Raw genomic sequence first — 16,035 nt, forward strand, 5'->3', positions numbered from 1 at the left:
CTGCTTCAAGTCTCATCAAATAGCCATATTTAGCTGGATGGATAGCGCCGCACCGATCTTGGCCCCTCGGCAGGAAGTTTCAACCAATGCTTAGCTCATTCTCACTTCCAGCCCTTATTTTTTATCCCCTCTAATAACACCGGTAGCGAAACCATTCTGTATTTCTAATTGTTGAGGAAGAAGGTCTTTTTTTGAAAGTAAACCTTCTTTGGCCAAATTACTATCGTCGCCAAAAAATGTGGTTTTTGAATAAAACATCCGTTCATTAGCCCGTCCTTCCCGATTTTTACATACGAAAGAGCGTTCGCTTCATGGGCAAATTTAGCACCTACAGTACATCCCGCTACCAACATTCAGCCTTACAGAATGCAAATAGACCGTTCGGGACAACACCACCTCAAAGTGCGAAATTTGGTGCGCGTGTCTCGCAGGTGACCAATGTTGCATTCTTCCGCCCGGCGTTCCACCGTGATTCAATCCGGGAAGTGTTGCAGGCGGGGCGTCAACATCGGCTCGATGGAGATGCCCATACGCTTGAAAGACGCAATCACATCGATCCAATCATAGGCGAAGCACCACCTACGCCTCTGGCCATGCTGACCTTAAATGTTTACGCGAACATATTCTCCATTTTGCCTGCGTCGAGCAATACCGTGTTCCCAACCCGCACTGCGGCAATTCAAAATGCTTATTTGCCGCCAACCGATAGCGTACCGAGGACGACGTCAAACCCTCTGTCGAATCCACGCAAAAAAAATCAACAATCTGCTAAGACTAGCGTAGCTGTTAATAAAAGCAGGACGAACGCACACGTCGAAAATTCACGCTCTGCGCCGGTCGTGACGCCGGTTTATATTGAAAATGCTAGCGAACAATCACGACTATCCACTTCTGAAAGAGATAGAAATCCCATTTTGAGAGGTCTGAAGGATCACCTCGATTCAATCTCAAAAACAGTGCATCGCAAACCTCATCGGCGCTCCGCAATTTCGCTGGCGACGGAAACCGGTTTGCCGAATCTGTTGACTCATCATAATCGCAGCGGTGAACAACAAATTTCCGCTGAGACTGTCTCCGTAGAGGAGTACTATTTTCCCGCTGAAGACGCGATATATCAACGTGGCCGAAATCGTGTAACAGCTGCCATGCCCAGAACCACGATACCGCCCTCAACGCCGTATTCTGAGTCCTCTCTTCCTTCTGCAATTCCCAGCAACTCTTCCATCAATACCAGCGCCAAGCTGATACAGCAATCGGATAAATTATTGCAGGGCTTGCACAATTATTTACGTGCTGAAAATTGGAGTCGGGCAGATGCCGGGCACACCGCTAAGGTGTTGACGCTGTTGCATTCCCATCTTACGCCTGCCGATAAAGAATCCATTTCAGAGCCGGGATCGGTCATGCCAGCCCACGTCGTCATGGTTGACTCGAGAGAGCGCCGTCTTTTGATGCGGCATCTGATGCGCAATATAGGCTTTTACGAAGGAACATCCGAGAACCCGATTGACTTAGCTTTTCAACAAAAAACCCTCGCAATTTTACTTAGCGCGATGATTGCACCACCCGGTCAGCAGCAACCTTACTCTCTCGGCGGCTACCAATTTCGGGATGCAGCAAAGTTAAAATTAACCGTAGCGGAAGTGATAAAAGGGTTTTTAGTTCAAATTTGTCTCAGAAATATTGGTATCAAAAGGGAAGTCGCGGCATCGGTCGCTAGCCAGATTCTGGCGCTTTACGAGCCGACATTAGCGCGCACTGACACTCCCCCAAATATGATTTATGGCGGTTTGGCCTGGGCACAATTACAAATCGATATAGATACTGCGGATGCGCTCAATGTAAATCCGTGGCATTTCAGCAAGCAGATTTTGCGCACAATGGGACGATCGTTACAGGTACTGGTAAAAGATCATGGTGATTGGAAAAACAGGGCGGCACCGCAAATGTATGGGGCATTGCGCTACGCCGATGCAACCGGGGCAATCAATTTATCTAGTCTTGAAACGGCTGACGCGGCCGCCACGATTGTTACGGCGCTGCGTTGCTATCAGGAAGCCGATCGACTTGCCTTAATTGAGGAGTTCAAGCCCTGGACCGAGGCCTACGATCTGCTCAAGAGCCCATCGCCGACACGCGCCCAAACAGCGCACAAAATTTTACGCTCTGCAGGCGTTCCCTCCGATGAAAAATTTGCGCTTTGGCATGTCGACTTTGACTACCGCGATGAGGATTGTTTGGGCAAACATACCGCGCTTGAATACTATCTTGGCGACTGTAAACCGGCACTTAACGGCGTGCTAAAAAATCGTTTTAACAATTTCCCGCCAACTTCGGAGCTGGCTGATGCATTCAAGCAAAATTTTAAGACATACGCCGACAACGTAGTGGCCTCCTGGACGCGCTTGATCCTTCAATCACTCAATGGACTAGATACGACGAGCAAACATTTTAATAACGCTACCCGAATGGATGTTATCGCTCCTTCGATCATGCGTAGCCTCATTTCTCCTCCCCCACTGGGTTTTATGTCAATTGGCCCTGACGTAGTCGTCAGATTACCGATTGAAAAAGAAAATATGACGCCGGTCGAATATAAACCGGATCAAGGTGGAATGTTCCTAAAAGTAACTACGCCTGTGGCCGGCACAGGTGATCAGGTGAAGTTTTATTTATTATCGTTCGCGCATCCTGGCGAGACGTTGATCACATTCATAGAGACCACGGAAGGTCATCTTTCAGAATGGCTGGACAGATATCCGCACCAGTTTTTTTCAAACGAAACACAAAAACTGGCAGAGCAGCAATGGCCTGAATTTAATACAAAGCAAGAATGGAAGTTGACCACCATCGATACAATTCCGTTGATCTCTGCCGACGACAAGGCCGGTCTGCCGAAACGTTTGGCAGAAATACTGATCATGGAACGGCTGGAAAAATCATACAAAGTCGCGTATGGCATAACGCATTTTGAAATAGCCCGTGCCGAGACCGTCGAATTCGAATACAGCCTGCGCCCATTTTATACTTGCGGAAAGAGGCTTGACGAAGGGATGCTGGATGACGCTGCTATTCCTTGTACGATGGATGCAATGCTGCTTTTTCCATTCGCGGCTTCGCTGTCCAAGGCCACCTATGCAATGCTGCTGGCAGGATGGGAGTTTTCTGAAAATGTCGCGTTAGATCTGGCCCGCTCTGCCAGCAGCGATATAGGCAGCAATGCCTTGCGCTCGTCTGGCCTGACTATGATGGGTCCCGGCTGGAGTATGAAGAAGCTGGCGCAAGAAGCCAAACCGCTGGCTGCAGAAGCCTTGGCAACAGCGATTAATCTGTTAGATCCCGGCTATAGCATGCTGTACCACGTTGGGGAAGGCGCGATAAACCTGTGGCAGGCCGAAAATCGGCTACTTTTATTGCTGAATTTCCTCAAAGGCGAGCCTGGTATGGAGGCCGTCACTAAAGAGATACAACACAATCTCGATCTTGATATCAACTTCTCTCAAAAGAGCGGAATCTGGTTTGTTCACGATCAGACGGTTGTCCCGCATAGAGGGCATATCAAAATAAAGACAATCTACGACAACAACCAACCTCTGCAAAAAAATGCATTGGTAAAAAATTTCGTCGCGCCGACAACGACAACTGAGCGCTATCATTTTTTGAATCCAACATCCGGCAACATGTTTGGCCCCGCTATGGAGGATTTTAACGGCGGACTAATCGCGTCGACTATGCTGCCAGAAGCAATGGAAATGTCCACTTTTAACAGAAGAATGGGAAGCGGCATAGAAATTGTGTTGGGGCCGGATGTAAGCGCGCAATACCTGCCGCATTATGGTTCTGTGCCTGATCGCATCGCAGTGTTTGAGATCAACAATCGGCTGTATGGGGTTGATGTTCACAGCACAGTTAATCCAAAATTAACGTTGCTCGAAAATATTATTTCTGACGAAGTTGGCCTATGCAGAAGTGAGCGTGCGATTGGCAAGACTTGCGGTATTTCCAAAACCAAGGATCACGGATATACCTTCACACTGCTGAAAGACATTTATCAAGAGCAGCCTGACGTCGGGCTAATCCGCACAGTCCAGAATAAGATAACCGTCTATACGCAAACAAAGGGCGACGGCAAAAACGCCATCGAATACACCTTTTTGGACGGTAAATATGTGTCATTAAAAGAAGATCACAGAAAAATAAGAGAATATCTTTTTGAAAGAACCCATGTTCCCGAATTCGTCACTATTCCTACTCAGACCACAGGGAAAATTGTGGCGTTAGAAGGCAATATGGCCATGACGCTAAGTCTGGGGGAAAAATATCCCAGAGTCGTGACTTATGGTACCTATCGCAATGACGAAGAACAATTATTCGGCATGGTGCATGTGGAAAAAAACAGTTATTACCGTTTTGAGATAACCGCAGGCGTCGGGCTTAATGCAAAAGTCGAATTGACGTTAGCCACAACAAAAGAGGCTGGCCATTACCAGGCATTTCAACTCCGCCAATTCAATCCGCAGCCGCCTTTTGATGTGTCGATATCCATCGTCTCGGCAAAAAATGTCATACAGATTTTACGCACCGTACACACCGAAGACGGCGATGCCATCCTGGCAGCGCTGAATACAAAATTGTTTGATGACAATAAGTTAGCTGCGATTCACGGCAGTCTGGAGAAATATGTCAAAGAAGGACAAGAGTGGGATCAACTTCCCGCTCTGGCAGATTTTGCGGAAGTAAAGAGCGTCATCGATCCCATGCTGTCAGATATATTGGGTTCAGATAGGCGCAACCGAAGCTTTAGAGAACAACTGATCAATGCTTATGTGCATAAGGCGCCTAAGTTAAGGCAGGTTTACCCCGTGCCAATTTTTGCCCAATCAGAAGAGCTGGATGAAATTTTTGAAATAACCAAAATGATATTGCAGGATTTTCCGGTCAGAGCACGAGTTCCGGGCATGAGCGGTGCGGAGATTCTGGGTGGCATACAAGAGGACTTCTTTTCGACAATCGGACGGCGAAATTTTGCCTTTGCCATCGTCACTGTAGAGGGCAGTAACGAGCGGAAAATTATTTTTTGTGTCTCCGGCACGCGCAATGACAACATCAATACCTTTGAAAATGCGATGTATATTGATGGCGCAAAAAAATATAAAAACATTCCCGGTAATGCGATGCAACAAAAGAACGAAGGCACAGTTGCGGAGCAAACAATTGATGGTTTCGACCTTCCTAACAAAAACAAATATTCCATTACACAAACGCGAACTGTCGATACGGAAAGAGTCATATTGAGTGCCAACACAGATCGGCCTATAAAACTGGAAATGTTTTCAGTTTTGCCGCCCTGTACGTCATGCCTACTCAATTTCATCCGTGTTTCAGAGCAGTTTCCTGACGCTGAATTCGTTTTTAGGTATCTTCCCGAAACCCATGCGTCCCAAGAGGCATGGGGAGATCCTGTTGCTGCTGGGCTGGGGCAGGCAGGCATGCCGGTCTTGCCTAAGCGGGAAGAGTACAGGCCGCGTCGTGTGATAGCCGGGTGAGCTTTAAGGGTATCTTGGTTAAAAAGTGATTAGCTAATTTCAATACGTTTGCACGTATAAAGAAAGAAGGGCGAAAGAAGGGCGTCATACCGATCCCGGCAAATGTATTTATGCCGGATCAGTATGACGCCCTTTAGCGTTAAGCCATTAGCAACCTGATAACGTCATCACCAATAGTGAATAGTGAATAGTGAATAGTGAATAGTGAATAATTTATTGTTTATTGCCCCACTCAAGCCTTGGTTAATTGCTGACGAATCGGCAAATCGCGTATCCGCTTGCCGGTTGCCGCAAAGATCGCATTGCACAACGCAGGGGCAATTGGCGGCGTGCCGGGTTCGCCAACACCGCCCATCGGCATATCGTAAGTATGCTCAACGATATGCACATGGATATCCTTAGGCGCAGAGAGTGCCCGCAAAACATCGTATTCATGAAAATTACCCTGTACGACGGCACCATTTTTAAAGGTGATTTCGCCGGTCATGGCAAGGCTGAGACCCATGATGCAAGCGCCTTCAACTTGCGAACGGATGCGGTCTGGTGTCACCGTCGGTCCGCAGTCGATTGCTACATCGACGCGGGGAATACTGATTTCGCCATTTTCGTTGACGACGACCTCTATCACAGCGGCCACGTAGCTCATAAAGCTATAAGCCACCGCTAGCCCTAAACCATGCCCCTTGGCGACCTTGCGACCCCAGCCGCCCTCGCGTGTGGCAACCTCAACGACATTACGCATACGACCGGTATCTAGCGGATACAGGATCGGCGATTCGCCATAGTTGGTACTGTCGGACATTTCTTTTGGATCTATTTTGCGTGCTGGTCCAATTAATTCCAGCAGATATTCGCGATGATCGCGTTTCGCGGCCGCAGCAAGTTCTGCCACGAACGATTGCACCGCAAACGCATGAGGAATATTAAACACTGAGCGAAACCAGCCGATCCGGGTATGCGCTTCTACTTCGGGCGCTTCAACGCGAATATTCGGAATAACAAAAGGAATGTTAATCGCGCCCATGCCTAGTTCACCCGCTGATTCGCCCTTGGCTCCGGCTACAAATGTCGAGGAAATAGTCGGTGCTGCGCTGCGATGCAACCAAGCCAGCGGCCTGCCTTTTTCATCAAGCGTGCTTTCCAGATGTTCTAGAGACACGGTATGCAGATAGTCGTGACGCAGGTCGTCTTCCCGGGTCCAGGTCACTTTTACTGGCTTGCCATCCATCGCTTGCGATAGCAGACCGGCTTCCGCTGCAAAGTCTGGCTTGGATTTACGGCCGAAACCCCCGCCGAGTAAGGTAACGTTGATTTTTACGTCGTCCAGCTTCAAACCCAGACTACCAGCAACGGTCGCACGGGTTCCTTGTGGATTTTGAACGCAAGCCCAGACTTCACATTTTCCATTCACAATCCGGGCGGTCGCTGCTGGCGGCTCCATCGTGGCGTGGGCCAGATGCGGGATGTAATACTCAGCTTCAATCCGCTTGCCAGCTTTTGCCAGCACCGCCATTGTGTCGCCTTCATTACGCATTACCTTGGCGGGCTTGCGCGCTGCCTCTTGCATCGTAACCTTAAATACGGTCGAGTCGTAACTGGCGTTCGGACCATCGTCCCATGTGATTTTTAAGGCTTCACGGCCTTTGATCGCAGCCCAGGTATTGCTGGCGATCACGGCGATTCCTCCCAGCGGATTAAACAGCGCTGGAGGCGGGCTGCCTTTCAATTCAATAATACGGATGACGCCCGGTACTTTTAGCGCATCAGCCGCATCGAAACTGGCAACTTTTCCACCAAATACGGGCGGTCTTGCGATAACCGCGTAGACCATGCCGTCCAGACGTACATCAATGCCATATTGGGTGTTGCCCGTCACAATGTTCTGAAAATCGACGCTACTGAATTTGTCTTTGCCGATATAACGGAATTGCGCCGGATCTTTAAGATGAATTTGGGCTGGGAGCGGCAAAGGCAATTTAGCGGCATCCACGGCCAGAGCGCCATATCCCAGACTACGGCCGGATTTGGCGTGATGGACGGCATGGTTGCTGCCGCTGACTTCGGATAGGGGGACATTCCAACGGCTGGCTGCAGCGGTTTCCAGCATCAAACGGGCGGTCGCGCCGACCTGACGCATGGGAGTGAAAAAGTGACGCATGCTGCGTGAGCCATCCGTATTCTGATTGCCGAAACGGCTCTCATCGGCGTTTGCCTGCACGACGCGTACTTTGCTCCAGTCGGCGTCAAGCTCATCGGCGACTACCAGCGGCAGGCTACTACGAATACCTTGCCCCATTTCCGACCGATGAGCAACGATGGTAACGATACCATCTGCCCCGATTGAAACAAACACCAAAGGATTGTCGACGGTGCCGCCGGACATGCTCGCACCACCATATTTTTTTGGCGGGACAGGCGTCTCAACCGCGTTGACCACACCGTTTATACCGACCGTCAATACTAAGCCTGTGAATGCACCAACGCCCTTAAGCCAGCTGCGACGCGTCATATTGGTTGCGGGCACTGCAGCGATTTCTTCATCAAAGGTGGCGCTCATTGGGCGACTCCATTATGGGCAGCGACTTGCTTGATGGCTGCTTTGATACGCGTATAAGTCCCGCAACGGCAGATATTCCCGCTCATCGCGTCGTCGATTTCCTGATCGGTTGGTTTGGGTGTGGTTTTCAGCAAAGCGGTAGCGGACATTATTTGCCCAGCCTGACAGTAACCGCATTGCGGTACGCCCAAGGCAACCCAGGCTTGTTGAATAGCTTTGCCGACGCCATCGCTGGAAATCGCCTCAATCGTAGTAATCTTTTTCCCGACAGCTGCACTGATCGGCGTCACGCAGGAGCGTATCGGCGCGCCATCCAGATGCACGGTACATGCTCCGCACAGCGCCATGCCACACCCGAATTTAGTTCCGGTCAGTCCCATGCTATCGCGCAAGGTCCAAAGGATAGGGGTCTCGGCTGGCAAGTCGATTGTGTGCTGCTTACCATTGATATTTAATATTGTCATTTTCTTTCCAACTTGGGAGTATTGCCTAATGATGGAGTGGGGCAGAAGTACCGCATAACCTGACCGATCGAAGCCGGGGGTGTGAGTGGATTGTAGTCTTGGAAATGTTTCCCTGTTGAAAAATGTCGATTCTGTACTTAGGCGAGAGCCTAGAAGCACATAACGTTGGCGATTCCCGGTTTCAGCAATAGCTTGCCATCGGTCTCATGCTGTAGTATTCGTCCATCAAAAAAAATGTACTTTGAGGATTCATGGGCGTATTTCAAAAACCGATCGTTATGCTCGATTTCGAGACCACTGGACTCAGCCCTGCAATGGGGGACCGCATTACTGAAGTTGCTGCACTGCGGATTGTGGAAGGGAAGATCGTTGAGCGCTTTGTCTCGCTGGTGAATTGCCGGGTCTCGATACCGTATTTCATCACACAATTGACGGGTATTTCGCAGGCAATGGTGGATAAGGCGCCGCCAGCTTCTGAAGTTGTGCCAGCGTTACTCGATTTTATTGGGAATGATGCGTTAGCTGCGCATAACGCTAGCTTTGATGCGAAATTTTTATTGGCAGAAAGCGCCATGTTAAATTTGCAACCGCGCCATAATTCATTAATTTGCTCGCTGAAATTATCGCGCAGACTATTCCCCGGCATGCCGAGTTATAAACTGGGATCGTTGGCAACGGCCTTGCGGATACCGTTTCATGGCACAGCCCATAGAGCGGAAGCTGATGCTGAAGTTTCGGCCAATCTGTTGCTGCATGTGGCGCAGCGTCTGGCACAGACCTATCGCGTGCCGTCAATACATCCGGATTTGCTGGTGTCGGTGAATAAGCTGACTGCTGCAAAAGTGCCGGATTTTCTAGCAAAACAATTTAGTCAATCCGCCTCGACTAATTAAATAACTGACGCGCATTGCGACTGGGGAAACAATGTCTGCCAACCGCAATGCACGACTAATCAGTTATAAGTCGGTGACAAAGCGCATCTTAAAACTACGGCCTTTGATATTGCCGCTGCTCAAGCGCGTAAAGGCATGTTTAGCCATCCGGCGCTCTAGCGCAACATACGTCATAAACTCAAATACGCTGATTTTGCCGACCTGTTCTTTGGTCAGGCCCGCATCGCCGGTCAGCGCACCCAGCAAATCACCAGGACGCAGCTTGTCTTTCTTACCACCCATAATGCACAGCGTGACCATCGGCGCTTGTAATGGACCACCTTCGGCCGGTTCAAGCGTTGCCAGATCAAACCAGGTCACAGGGCCTTTCTGGTAATCCTCAATCAGCTTGACCCATTTTTTTTCATTCGGTGCACACAGGCTCAGCGCCAGACCCTTATCGTGACCGCGCCCGGTACGTCCGATGCGATGGATATGGACTTCAGTGTCTTTCGAGACATCAACGTTAATCACTGCGCCCAATGTCTGAATATCCAGCCCGCGTGCGGCGACGTCGGTGGCGACCAATACAGAGCAACTCTGATTCGCAAATTGGACCAGAATTTCATCTCGTTCGCGCTGCTCAAGCTCGCCGTACAACGCCAGCGCGCTAAACCCCTGATCGCGCAATTCGGCGGCCAACTCGCGGCAATGAATTTTAGTATTGCAGAAGGCGATGGTCGATACCGGGCGGTAGTGGTTCAGCAGTTGCGCTACAGCAGCATTGCGACCGTCATAGCTCACCTCGTAAAACCGTTGTTCGATCTGCCCCGCATCGTGTTGCGCTTCGACTTTTACCTCAACCGGCTGGCGCAAAAATTCGGCGCTGGCCTTGCGGATATCGTCCGGATAGGTCGCCGAAAACAACAATGTCTGGCGGCGCTTAGGACAGGCGCTGACGATACCTGAAATCTCTTCGTAAAACCCCATGTCTACCATGCGATCCGCTTCATCCAACACCAGCGTTTGTACGGTCGCCAGATTGATGCTGCCACGACCAATGTGATCGCGTATCCGTCCCGGCGTACCAACAATGATATGCGCGCCATGTTCCAGCGAGCCTATTTGCGGCCCCATCGGTGAACCACCGCATAGTGTCAATATCTTGACGTTATCTTCAAGGCGGGCTAGCCGACGCAGTTCTTTGGCAACCTGATCAGCCAGTTCGCGGGTTGGGCATAACACCAGCGCCTGAATCGCGAAGTAAGTGGGATTCAGCTTATGCAGAATACCGATGCCGAAAGCAGCCGTTTTGCCGCTACCGGTCTTCGCCTGAGCGATCAGATCACGTCGCTCCAGAATCACCGGCAAGCTTTGGGCCTGTATGGTCGTCATCTCGTGATAACCGAGACTATCGAGATTACGCAATAGCGCTGGTGACAAGGGCAGAGTGGAGAAAGATGAAGTGGTCACAGTGATGGAAGCCAACAGAAAGGGGAGGGAAGTCTAACAGGCGTACCGGTTTAGGGCCAGATGTGATGCAATTTTGTGCAATTTAAATGCTAATTTGATATCTTTATCGCGCCAGTCAGACACGCAATCTGTCGTGGTCTAGCAACACCCGCGCTGGGTGATTGTCCTTGTTATGCATGGGCTGGCGACCAGTATTGCCATAAAAAACTTATAGGGCTACTCTCATTGAGACAAGGCATAAATCCCCTTGCGCATACATAGAGCCCCAACGCATCACAGATATCACCGTGAATGTAAAGACCCATAATAATTTAAGGAGAGCTCCTTTGACACAGCCACCATTTGCACTTTCACGTTGTGCGTCATTTTTTTCTGCATTATTTGCCCCACGCGCGCAGTCGATATCCCAGCCAACGTCATCGACGCTATCGACTATTGGCGCAACTCTCGGCATCGGCATTGTGAGTCTTTGTATCGCACCGGGGGCATCTGCATCGAGCTTTTCGCAGATGGTGTTTTTTGGCGACTCTTTAATGGACAGCGGCTTTTACAGTGGCGTCGGCCAGCAGCCATCATTTACGACTAATCCCGATCTGATCTGGACGCAGCTTCTGGCGCATCAAAATGGCCTAACCGCCAATCCTGCTTTTATACTGACGCCGACTGGTGTTGTGTCTGGCGGCGGCACTAATTATGCGGTCGGTGATGCCCGCGTAAGTCAGCCCGTTCTTGATCCAACTCTGGCGCCCATCGTTCCTTCTGTCACCCAGCAAATCAATGGCTATTTAGCCAGTAATCCAACGCCAGATAAAAAGGCCCTGTACACGATCTGGGCAGGCGCAAACGATGTTTTTGCCTATACCCAACAATATGGCGCTGGCTTATTTGACCCAACAACACAAGCAGCGACGGCGCAAACAATCGTTGGTCTGGTCGCGGGAGAGGCCGTGAATGTTGCCGGTTTGATTGGCAAGTTGCAACAGGCTGGCGCGAATAAAGTCATGGTGGTGAATTTGCCGGATATTGGCAACACGCCGCAAGCCGCCGCCTCTGGATTACAGACGCTTTGGACGGGTGCCTCGTATACGTTTAATCAGACATTGAACCAAAGCCTGAACCAGTTGGGCGGCAATATCATCGCCCTTGATGCGTTTAGTCTGCTCGACGAAGTGATCCGCAATCCCGCGCTATACGGTTTTAAAAACGTGACTTCTGCAGCATGTACTACGCCTGATTCCGGTACTTGTACTGCGGCGACCTTGGTCGAACCTAATGCCAACAAAACCTATTTATTTGCCGATAGCGTGCATCCTACTGGTGCTGCTCAAGCGATCATTGCGCAGTACGCAGAATCGGTCTTGCTGGCACCGTCACAAATGAGCTTGTTAGCCTCAGCACCATTGGCAGGCGCAGTGACACAGACGCAAGCGATCGACCATCGGTTTAGATTGTTTGGGGCGCAGCCTTATAACGTCGGTAAGGCAGAAGGCTATGCGGTGGTGAATCACACGCAGCAAAACTTCGGCGGCACCGACAACACTCAAAGCCTGGATGGATCGATCAACAGCGCCACCGTTGGCGTCGATTATGGGATTAATCAGAACTGGATGATTGGTACAGCGTTTGGCTATGGTCAAAACAAAGCTGATTTTGGCAACAACACCGGCAACTTCAAACTGAATCAAACCATGATTTCGGCCTATACCCAATATCGTGACGGCGCATGGGCGGTGAACGCCATCGGTCTGGCCGGTTTGCTGGACTATAACCATGTACAACGCAACATTACACTCGGTGCAGCACTGCGCACGGAAAATGCATCCACCGCTGGCGATCAGGTATTGCTGCGCATAGGCGGTCAGTACGACTTTGCCTTCGGCGCAGCTACGCTCAGCCCGTTAGCTAACGTGACCTGGCAACAAGTCAAGATCGAAGACTTTGACGAAATGGGGAACGACAGCACGGCGATGCATTTTGATAAGCAAACACGGACATCCCTGGTATCCAGCCTAGGTTTGCAAATATCCTCAAACCAATTCATCGGCAGCTATGCGGTGCAACCGTTTGCCAAGATTGCCTGGGAAAAGGAGTTTAAAAATACGCCGAATGAAGTCCGGGCACATGTCATCGGAATGGGTGGCAGTTTCGGTATGCCCGGTTATCAAGGTCCGGCGAATACCACACGGTTAGATCTGGGTGCGACTATTAAGTTGGCAGTGGATACGACTGCTTTTGCTAGTTATAGCGGGCAATTCGCCAGCGGGAATAGGGCAAACTCGGTTCAGTTGGGTGTCAGTAAAGTGTTTTAAAGCGGTTGCATAATCGATTAATCGGTCGAAAAGATGATTGCGCCGTAGCTGATACTGGCTACGGCGCAATTTCTGGTAATACGTAGTTGATTCGAAGTTGATTCCAAATTATTAAGTCACCGCTTTTTCAATCGCTTCGCGCTTACGCCGCACAGTCGTATTTTCCCCTGCTACACCCCAATTATCGGAATTGACCTGATCGAATTGTTGCCAGCATTGGGCGGTGCATCGCGACCGTTTGTATTGCTGTATCCGCATGCGCGCCACATGTCTTCACGAGTACGCGCTTTCGTCGATTTCCTGATCGAAAAGTCGACTTCTCCCATGTCCTGATTTGTCAGCAAAAAAACTATCGGCAAACGCCTGGCGGGCCGGATGGTGGGTGACATCCCGTCGCCAGATCAGCATCGTTTTGACGACCGATACTTCCGGCGGCAAGTTATGCGCCTGGATGCTGGTTGCCAGCTTTCTCTGACGTAATAACTCCTTTGGCATCAGCGCCACGCCCATCCCGGCAGCGACGCAGCCGATAATGGCTTCAAAGGTTCCGAATTCCGACACGCGTGAGGTAATGACGCCAGCCTCGTTAAACCATCCCTCAAGACGGCGACGGTAAGCGCAACCCGAACGAAAGACCAGCAAGGTTTTTTTCTCAACGTCCTGCGGTCGAACAACCGGGGCGTGCGCACAATCTGTCAATAGCAGCAATTCTTCTTGAAATACTTCCAGTTGCTGCAATTCAGGCCCGGCAACCGGCGCGGCGACTAATGCAATGTCAAGCTGATGGCTAAGCACTGCCTGCACCAGATAGTCGCTGGGACCAGTGTCGAGCAATAAATCGACCTCTGGATGATCTCGATGAAACGCTGCCAAAACTAATGGCATACGCGCCGCTGCTGTGGTTTCCATTGCGCCTATTTTGAGCTTTCCGGATGGCATATGATCGCCTCGGACCGAGGCTTCGGCCTCTTCGGCCAGTTGTAGCAGTCTGTCGGCATATTCCAACAAACGCGAACCTTCGGCGGAAATCAACAGTCGTCGTCCAGAGCGGTGAAACAGCGATACGCCTAGCGATTCTTCCAATTGCGTCAACCGTGCTGAAACGTTGGACTGTACGCGATGCAAGCGTATAGCGGCTTTGGTCACACTACCTTCTTCTGCAACTGCCTTAAAAATGCGGAGTGCTGCGAGATCCATATTGGCCCTCAATTCTCAAAAACAGATTAATGGCTTCATTATTATTCATTTTTTTAAATATGTCAGGTGCTTTATATTGCACACTAGCACCTGACAAATAAGGAATAGTTATGAAATCGGCATCAACACCGTCGCTGGCAATTTTATTAGCTGCCAGCTTTGCTTTTATTATCGTGCAGCTGGATGTGACCATCGTCAACGTCGCGCTACCCCAAATTGGCGTTGAACTTGGCGCTAGCGTGTCCTCGCTGCAATGGGTAGTGGATGCCTATACGCTGGGCTTCGCCGTATTTCTATTGTCGGCAGGGGTGATGGGCGACAAATTTGGTTCTAAACGCGTATTTTTAGGTGGGTTTTCATTGTTTGCCCTTGCTTCGTTAGCCTGCGCGCTGGTGCCATCCGCCACAGAGCTTAACCTTGCCCGCGCGGTGCAGGGCGTCGGTGCGGCATTGCTAGTGCCGAGCTCGTTGGCAATTCTTAATTTCGCCTATGCCCACGATAAAAAAATGCTGGCTAAAGCGATTGGCTGGTGGACCGCTGCGGGCGGTGCCTCAATTGCCGCAGGTCCTGTAATTGGCGGCGTGCTGCTGTCGATGGCAGGATGGCGCAGCATTTTCTGGGTCAACATCCCGATCTGTATTATTGGCTTTGTCCTGACTTGCAAAGTGGTGCCGCATTTGCCTAGCAAAGATCCACACCGGTCATTTGATATGCCAGGCCAATTACTGGCAATTGTTGCGCTCACCGGATTTATTGGTGCGGTAATCGAATTGCAGGCACTGGGTTTGTCACACTATCTGGTGCAGGGCGGTTTTGTGCTGGCAGTGGTTGCCGGTGCCGCATTTTTAATCGTTGAATACCGCAGCAAAGCACCGATGTTGCCCCTGAGATTGTTCCGTCAGGTAAGTTTTTCCGGTGCAGTGCTGTTCGGTGTGCTGGTTAATTTTTCGTACTATGGCGTGATCTTCATCTTGAGTTTCTATTTGCAAAAAGTACGTGGCTTTTCCGTGCTTCAAACCGGCCTGATTTTCTTGCCGCTGACCGGCACTTTCATCTTTTCCAATATCACCAGCGGCTGGATGGCAGCGCGGACCGGCTTGCGCGTGCCAATGGTGCTGGGCGGCCTGATTGGGGCTAGCGGATATGCGTTGCTGGGCTGGTTTGGTATTTCTACTACAGCCAGCTTTCTGGAAATGTTGCCGGGGCTGGCGTTGATTCCGGCGGGGATGGGTCTGGCCGTGCCAGCGATGACCACCGCCATTTTATCCAGCGTTGAACGACATCAGGCCGGGACTGCGTCAGCCGTGCTGAACACGGCGCGGCAGGTTGGCGGCGCGATGGGCGTTGCGGTCTTTGGCGCAATGGTGGCTGCCGGATCGACGCTAGAAATCATCGGCGGAATCCGTACTGCGATGTTGGCATCGACGATCTTGCTCATTACATCTGCGGCAATAGCTTACTGGTGCAAAACCGGGCTGCCACAATCGCACGGCGCGGTGCAACTTGCTAAAAGCTGAATGACGCCCCGTTGCGTATTCTGCGTAAATTTAATATTCGATTTTTTCGATAATAGATATGAAAATTTTCCGTTTTTCTTTTAGGCTATTGGCGACCATA

8 protein-coding genes and 1 pseudogene are annotated in these 16,035 nt (G+C 50.5%); 5 read left to right on the top strand and 4 right to left on the bottom strand.

The genetic code is table 11. The features are described from left to right. Nucleotides 1–311: 311 nt before the first annotated feature. Entirely contained in the window at nt 312–5,546 is a 5,235-nt protein-coding gene (locus C7W93_RS03400) for a hypothetical protein (protein WP_108438757.1), read from the top strand. Between the two features lie 232 nt (nt 5,547–5,778). On the opposite strand, the gene C7W93_RS03405 is transcribed toward C7W93_RS03400, so the two are convergent. Further along, nucleotides 5,779–8,103: a xanthine dehydrogenase family protein molybdopterin-binding subunit gene (locus C7W93_RS03405; RefSeq protein ID WP_108438758.1), complete on the bottom strand. Its 2,325-nt coding sequence runs from the start codon at nt 8,101–8,103 to the stop codon at nt 5,779–5,781. After that, nucleotides 8,100–8,567, bottom strand: coding sequence for a (2Fe-2S)-binding protein (locus C7W93_RS03410; RefSeq protein WP_108438759.1), 468 nt, complete (start codon nt 8,565–8,567; stop codon nt 8,100–8,102). The genes C7W93_RS03405 and C7W93_RS03410 overlap by 4 nt, the downstream gene beginning before the upstream one ends. 251 nt (nt 8,568–8,818) lie before the next feature. On the opposite strand from C7W93_RS03410, the gene C7W93_RS03415 reads away from it, so the two are divergent. Continuing rightward, nucleotides 8,819–9,460 carry a PolC-type DNA polymerase III gene (locus C7W93_RS03415; protein WP_108438760.1) on the top strand — a complete coding sequence of 214 codons (642 nt, stop codon included), beginning with the start codon at nt 8,819–8,821 and terminating at the stop codon, nt 9,458–9,460. Nucleotides 9,461–9,523: 63 nt separating this feature from the next. Here C7W93_RS03415 and dbpA read toward each other — a convergent pair whose 3' ends face one another. After that, a complete protein-coding gene (gene dbpA / locus C7W93_RS03420) occupies nt 9,524–10,912 on the bottom strand; it encodes an ATP-dependent RNA helicase DbpA (RefSeq protein WP_108438761.1) in 1,389 nt (462 codons plus the stop codon). 326 nt (nt 10,913–11,238) lie between these two features. On the opposite strand from dbpA, the gene C7W93_RS03425 reads away from it, so the two are divergent. After that, the gene (locus C7W93_RS03425) at nt 11,239–13,221 is read left to right on the top strand and encodes an autotransporter outer membrane beta-barrel domain-containing protein (protein ID WP_108438762.1); all 1,983 of its coding nucleotides are present in this window, start codon (nt 11,239–11,241) and stop codon (nt 13,219–13,221) included. A 195-nt stretch (nt 13,222–13,416) separates the two neighbouring features. Next, nucleotides 13,417–13,554 (top strand): annotated as a pseudogene (locus tag C7W93_RS24920) (LysR family transcriptional regulator); the annotation flags it as partial. On the opposite strand, the gene C7W93_RS03435 reads toward C7W93_RS24920, so the two are convergent. Next, nucleotides 13,495–14,418: a LysR family transcriptional regulator gene (locus C7W93_RS03435; protein WP_108438763.1), complete on the bottom strand. Its 924-nt coding sequence runs from the start codon at nt 14,416–14,418 to the stop codon at nt 13,495–13,497. The pseudogene C7W93_RS24920 and the gene C7W93_RS03435 sit on opposite strands and share 60 nt — an antisense overlap. 110 nt (nt 14,419–14,528) lie before the next feature. Between C7W93_RS03435 and C7W93_RS03440 the strand changes: the two genes are divergently transcribed. Next, on the top strand, nt 14,529–15,935 hold the full coding sequence (locus C7W93_RS03440; protein WP_108438764.1) for an MFS transporter: 1,407 nt from the start codon (nt 14,529–14,531) through the stop codon (nt 15,933–15,935). Nucleotides 15,936–16,035: the final 100 nt, after the last annotated feature.

Source organism: Glaciimonas sp. PCH181, from assembly GCF_003056055.1.
In the GTDB taxonomy this organism is placed as follows: Bacteria; Pseudomonadota; Gammaproteobacteria; order Burkholderiales; family Burkholderiaceae_D; genus Glaciimonas.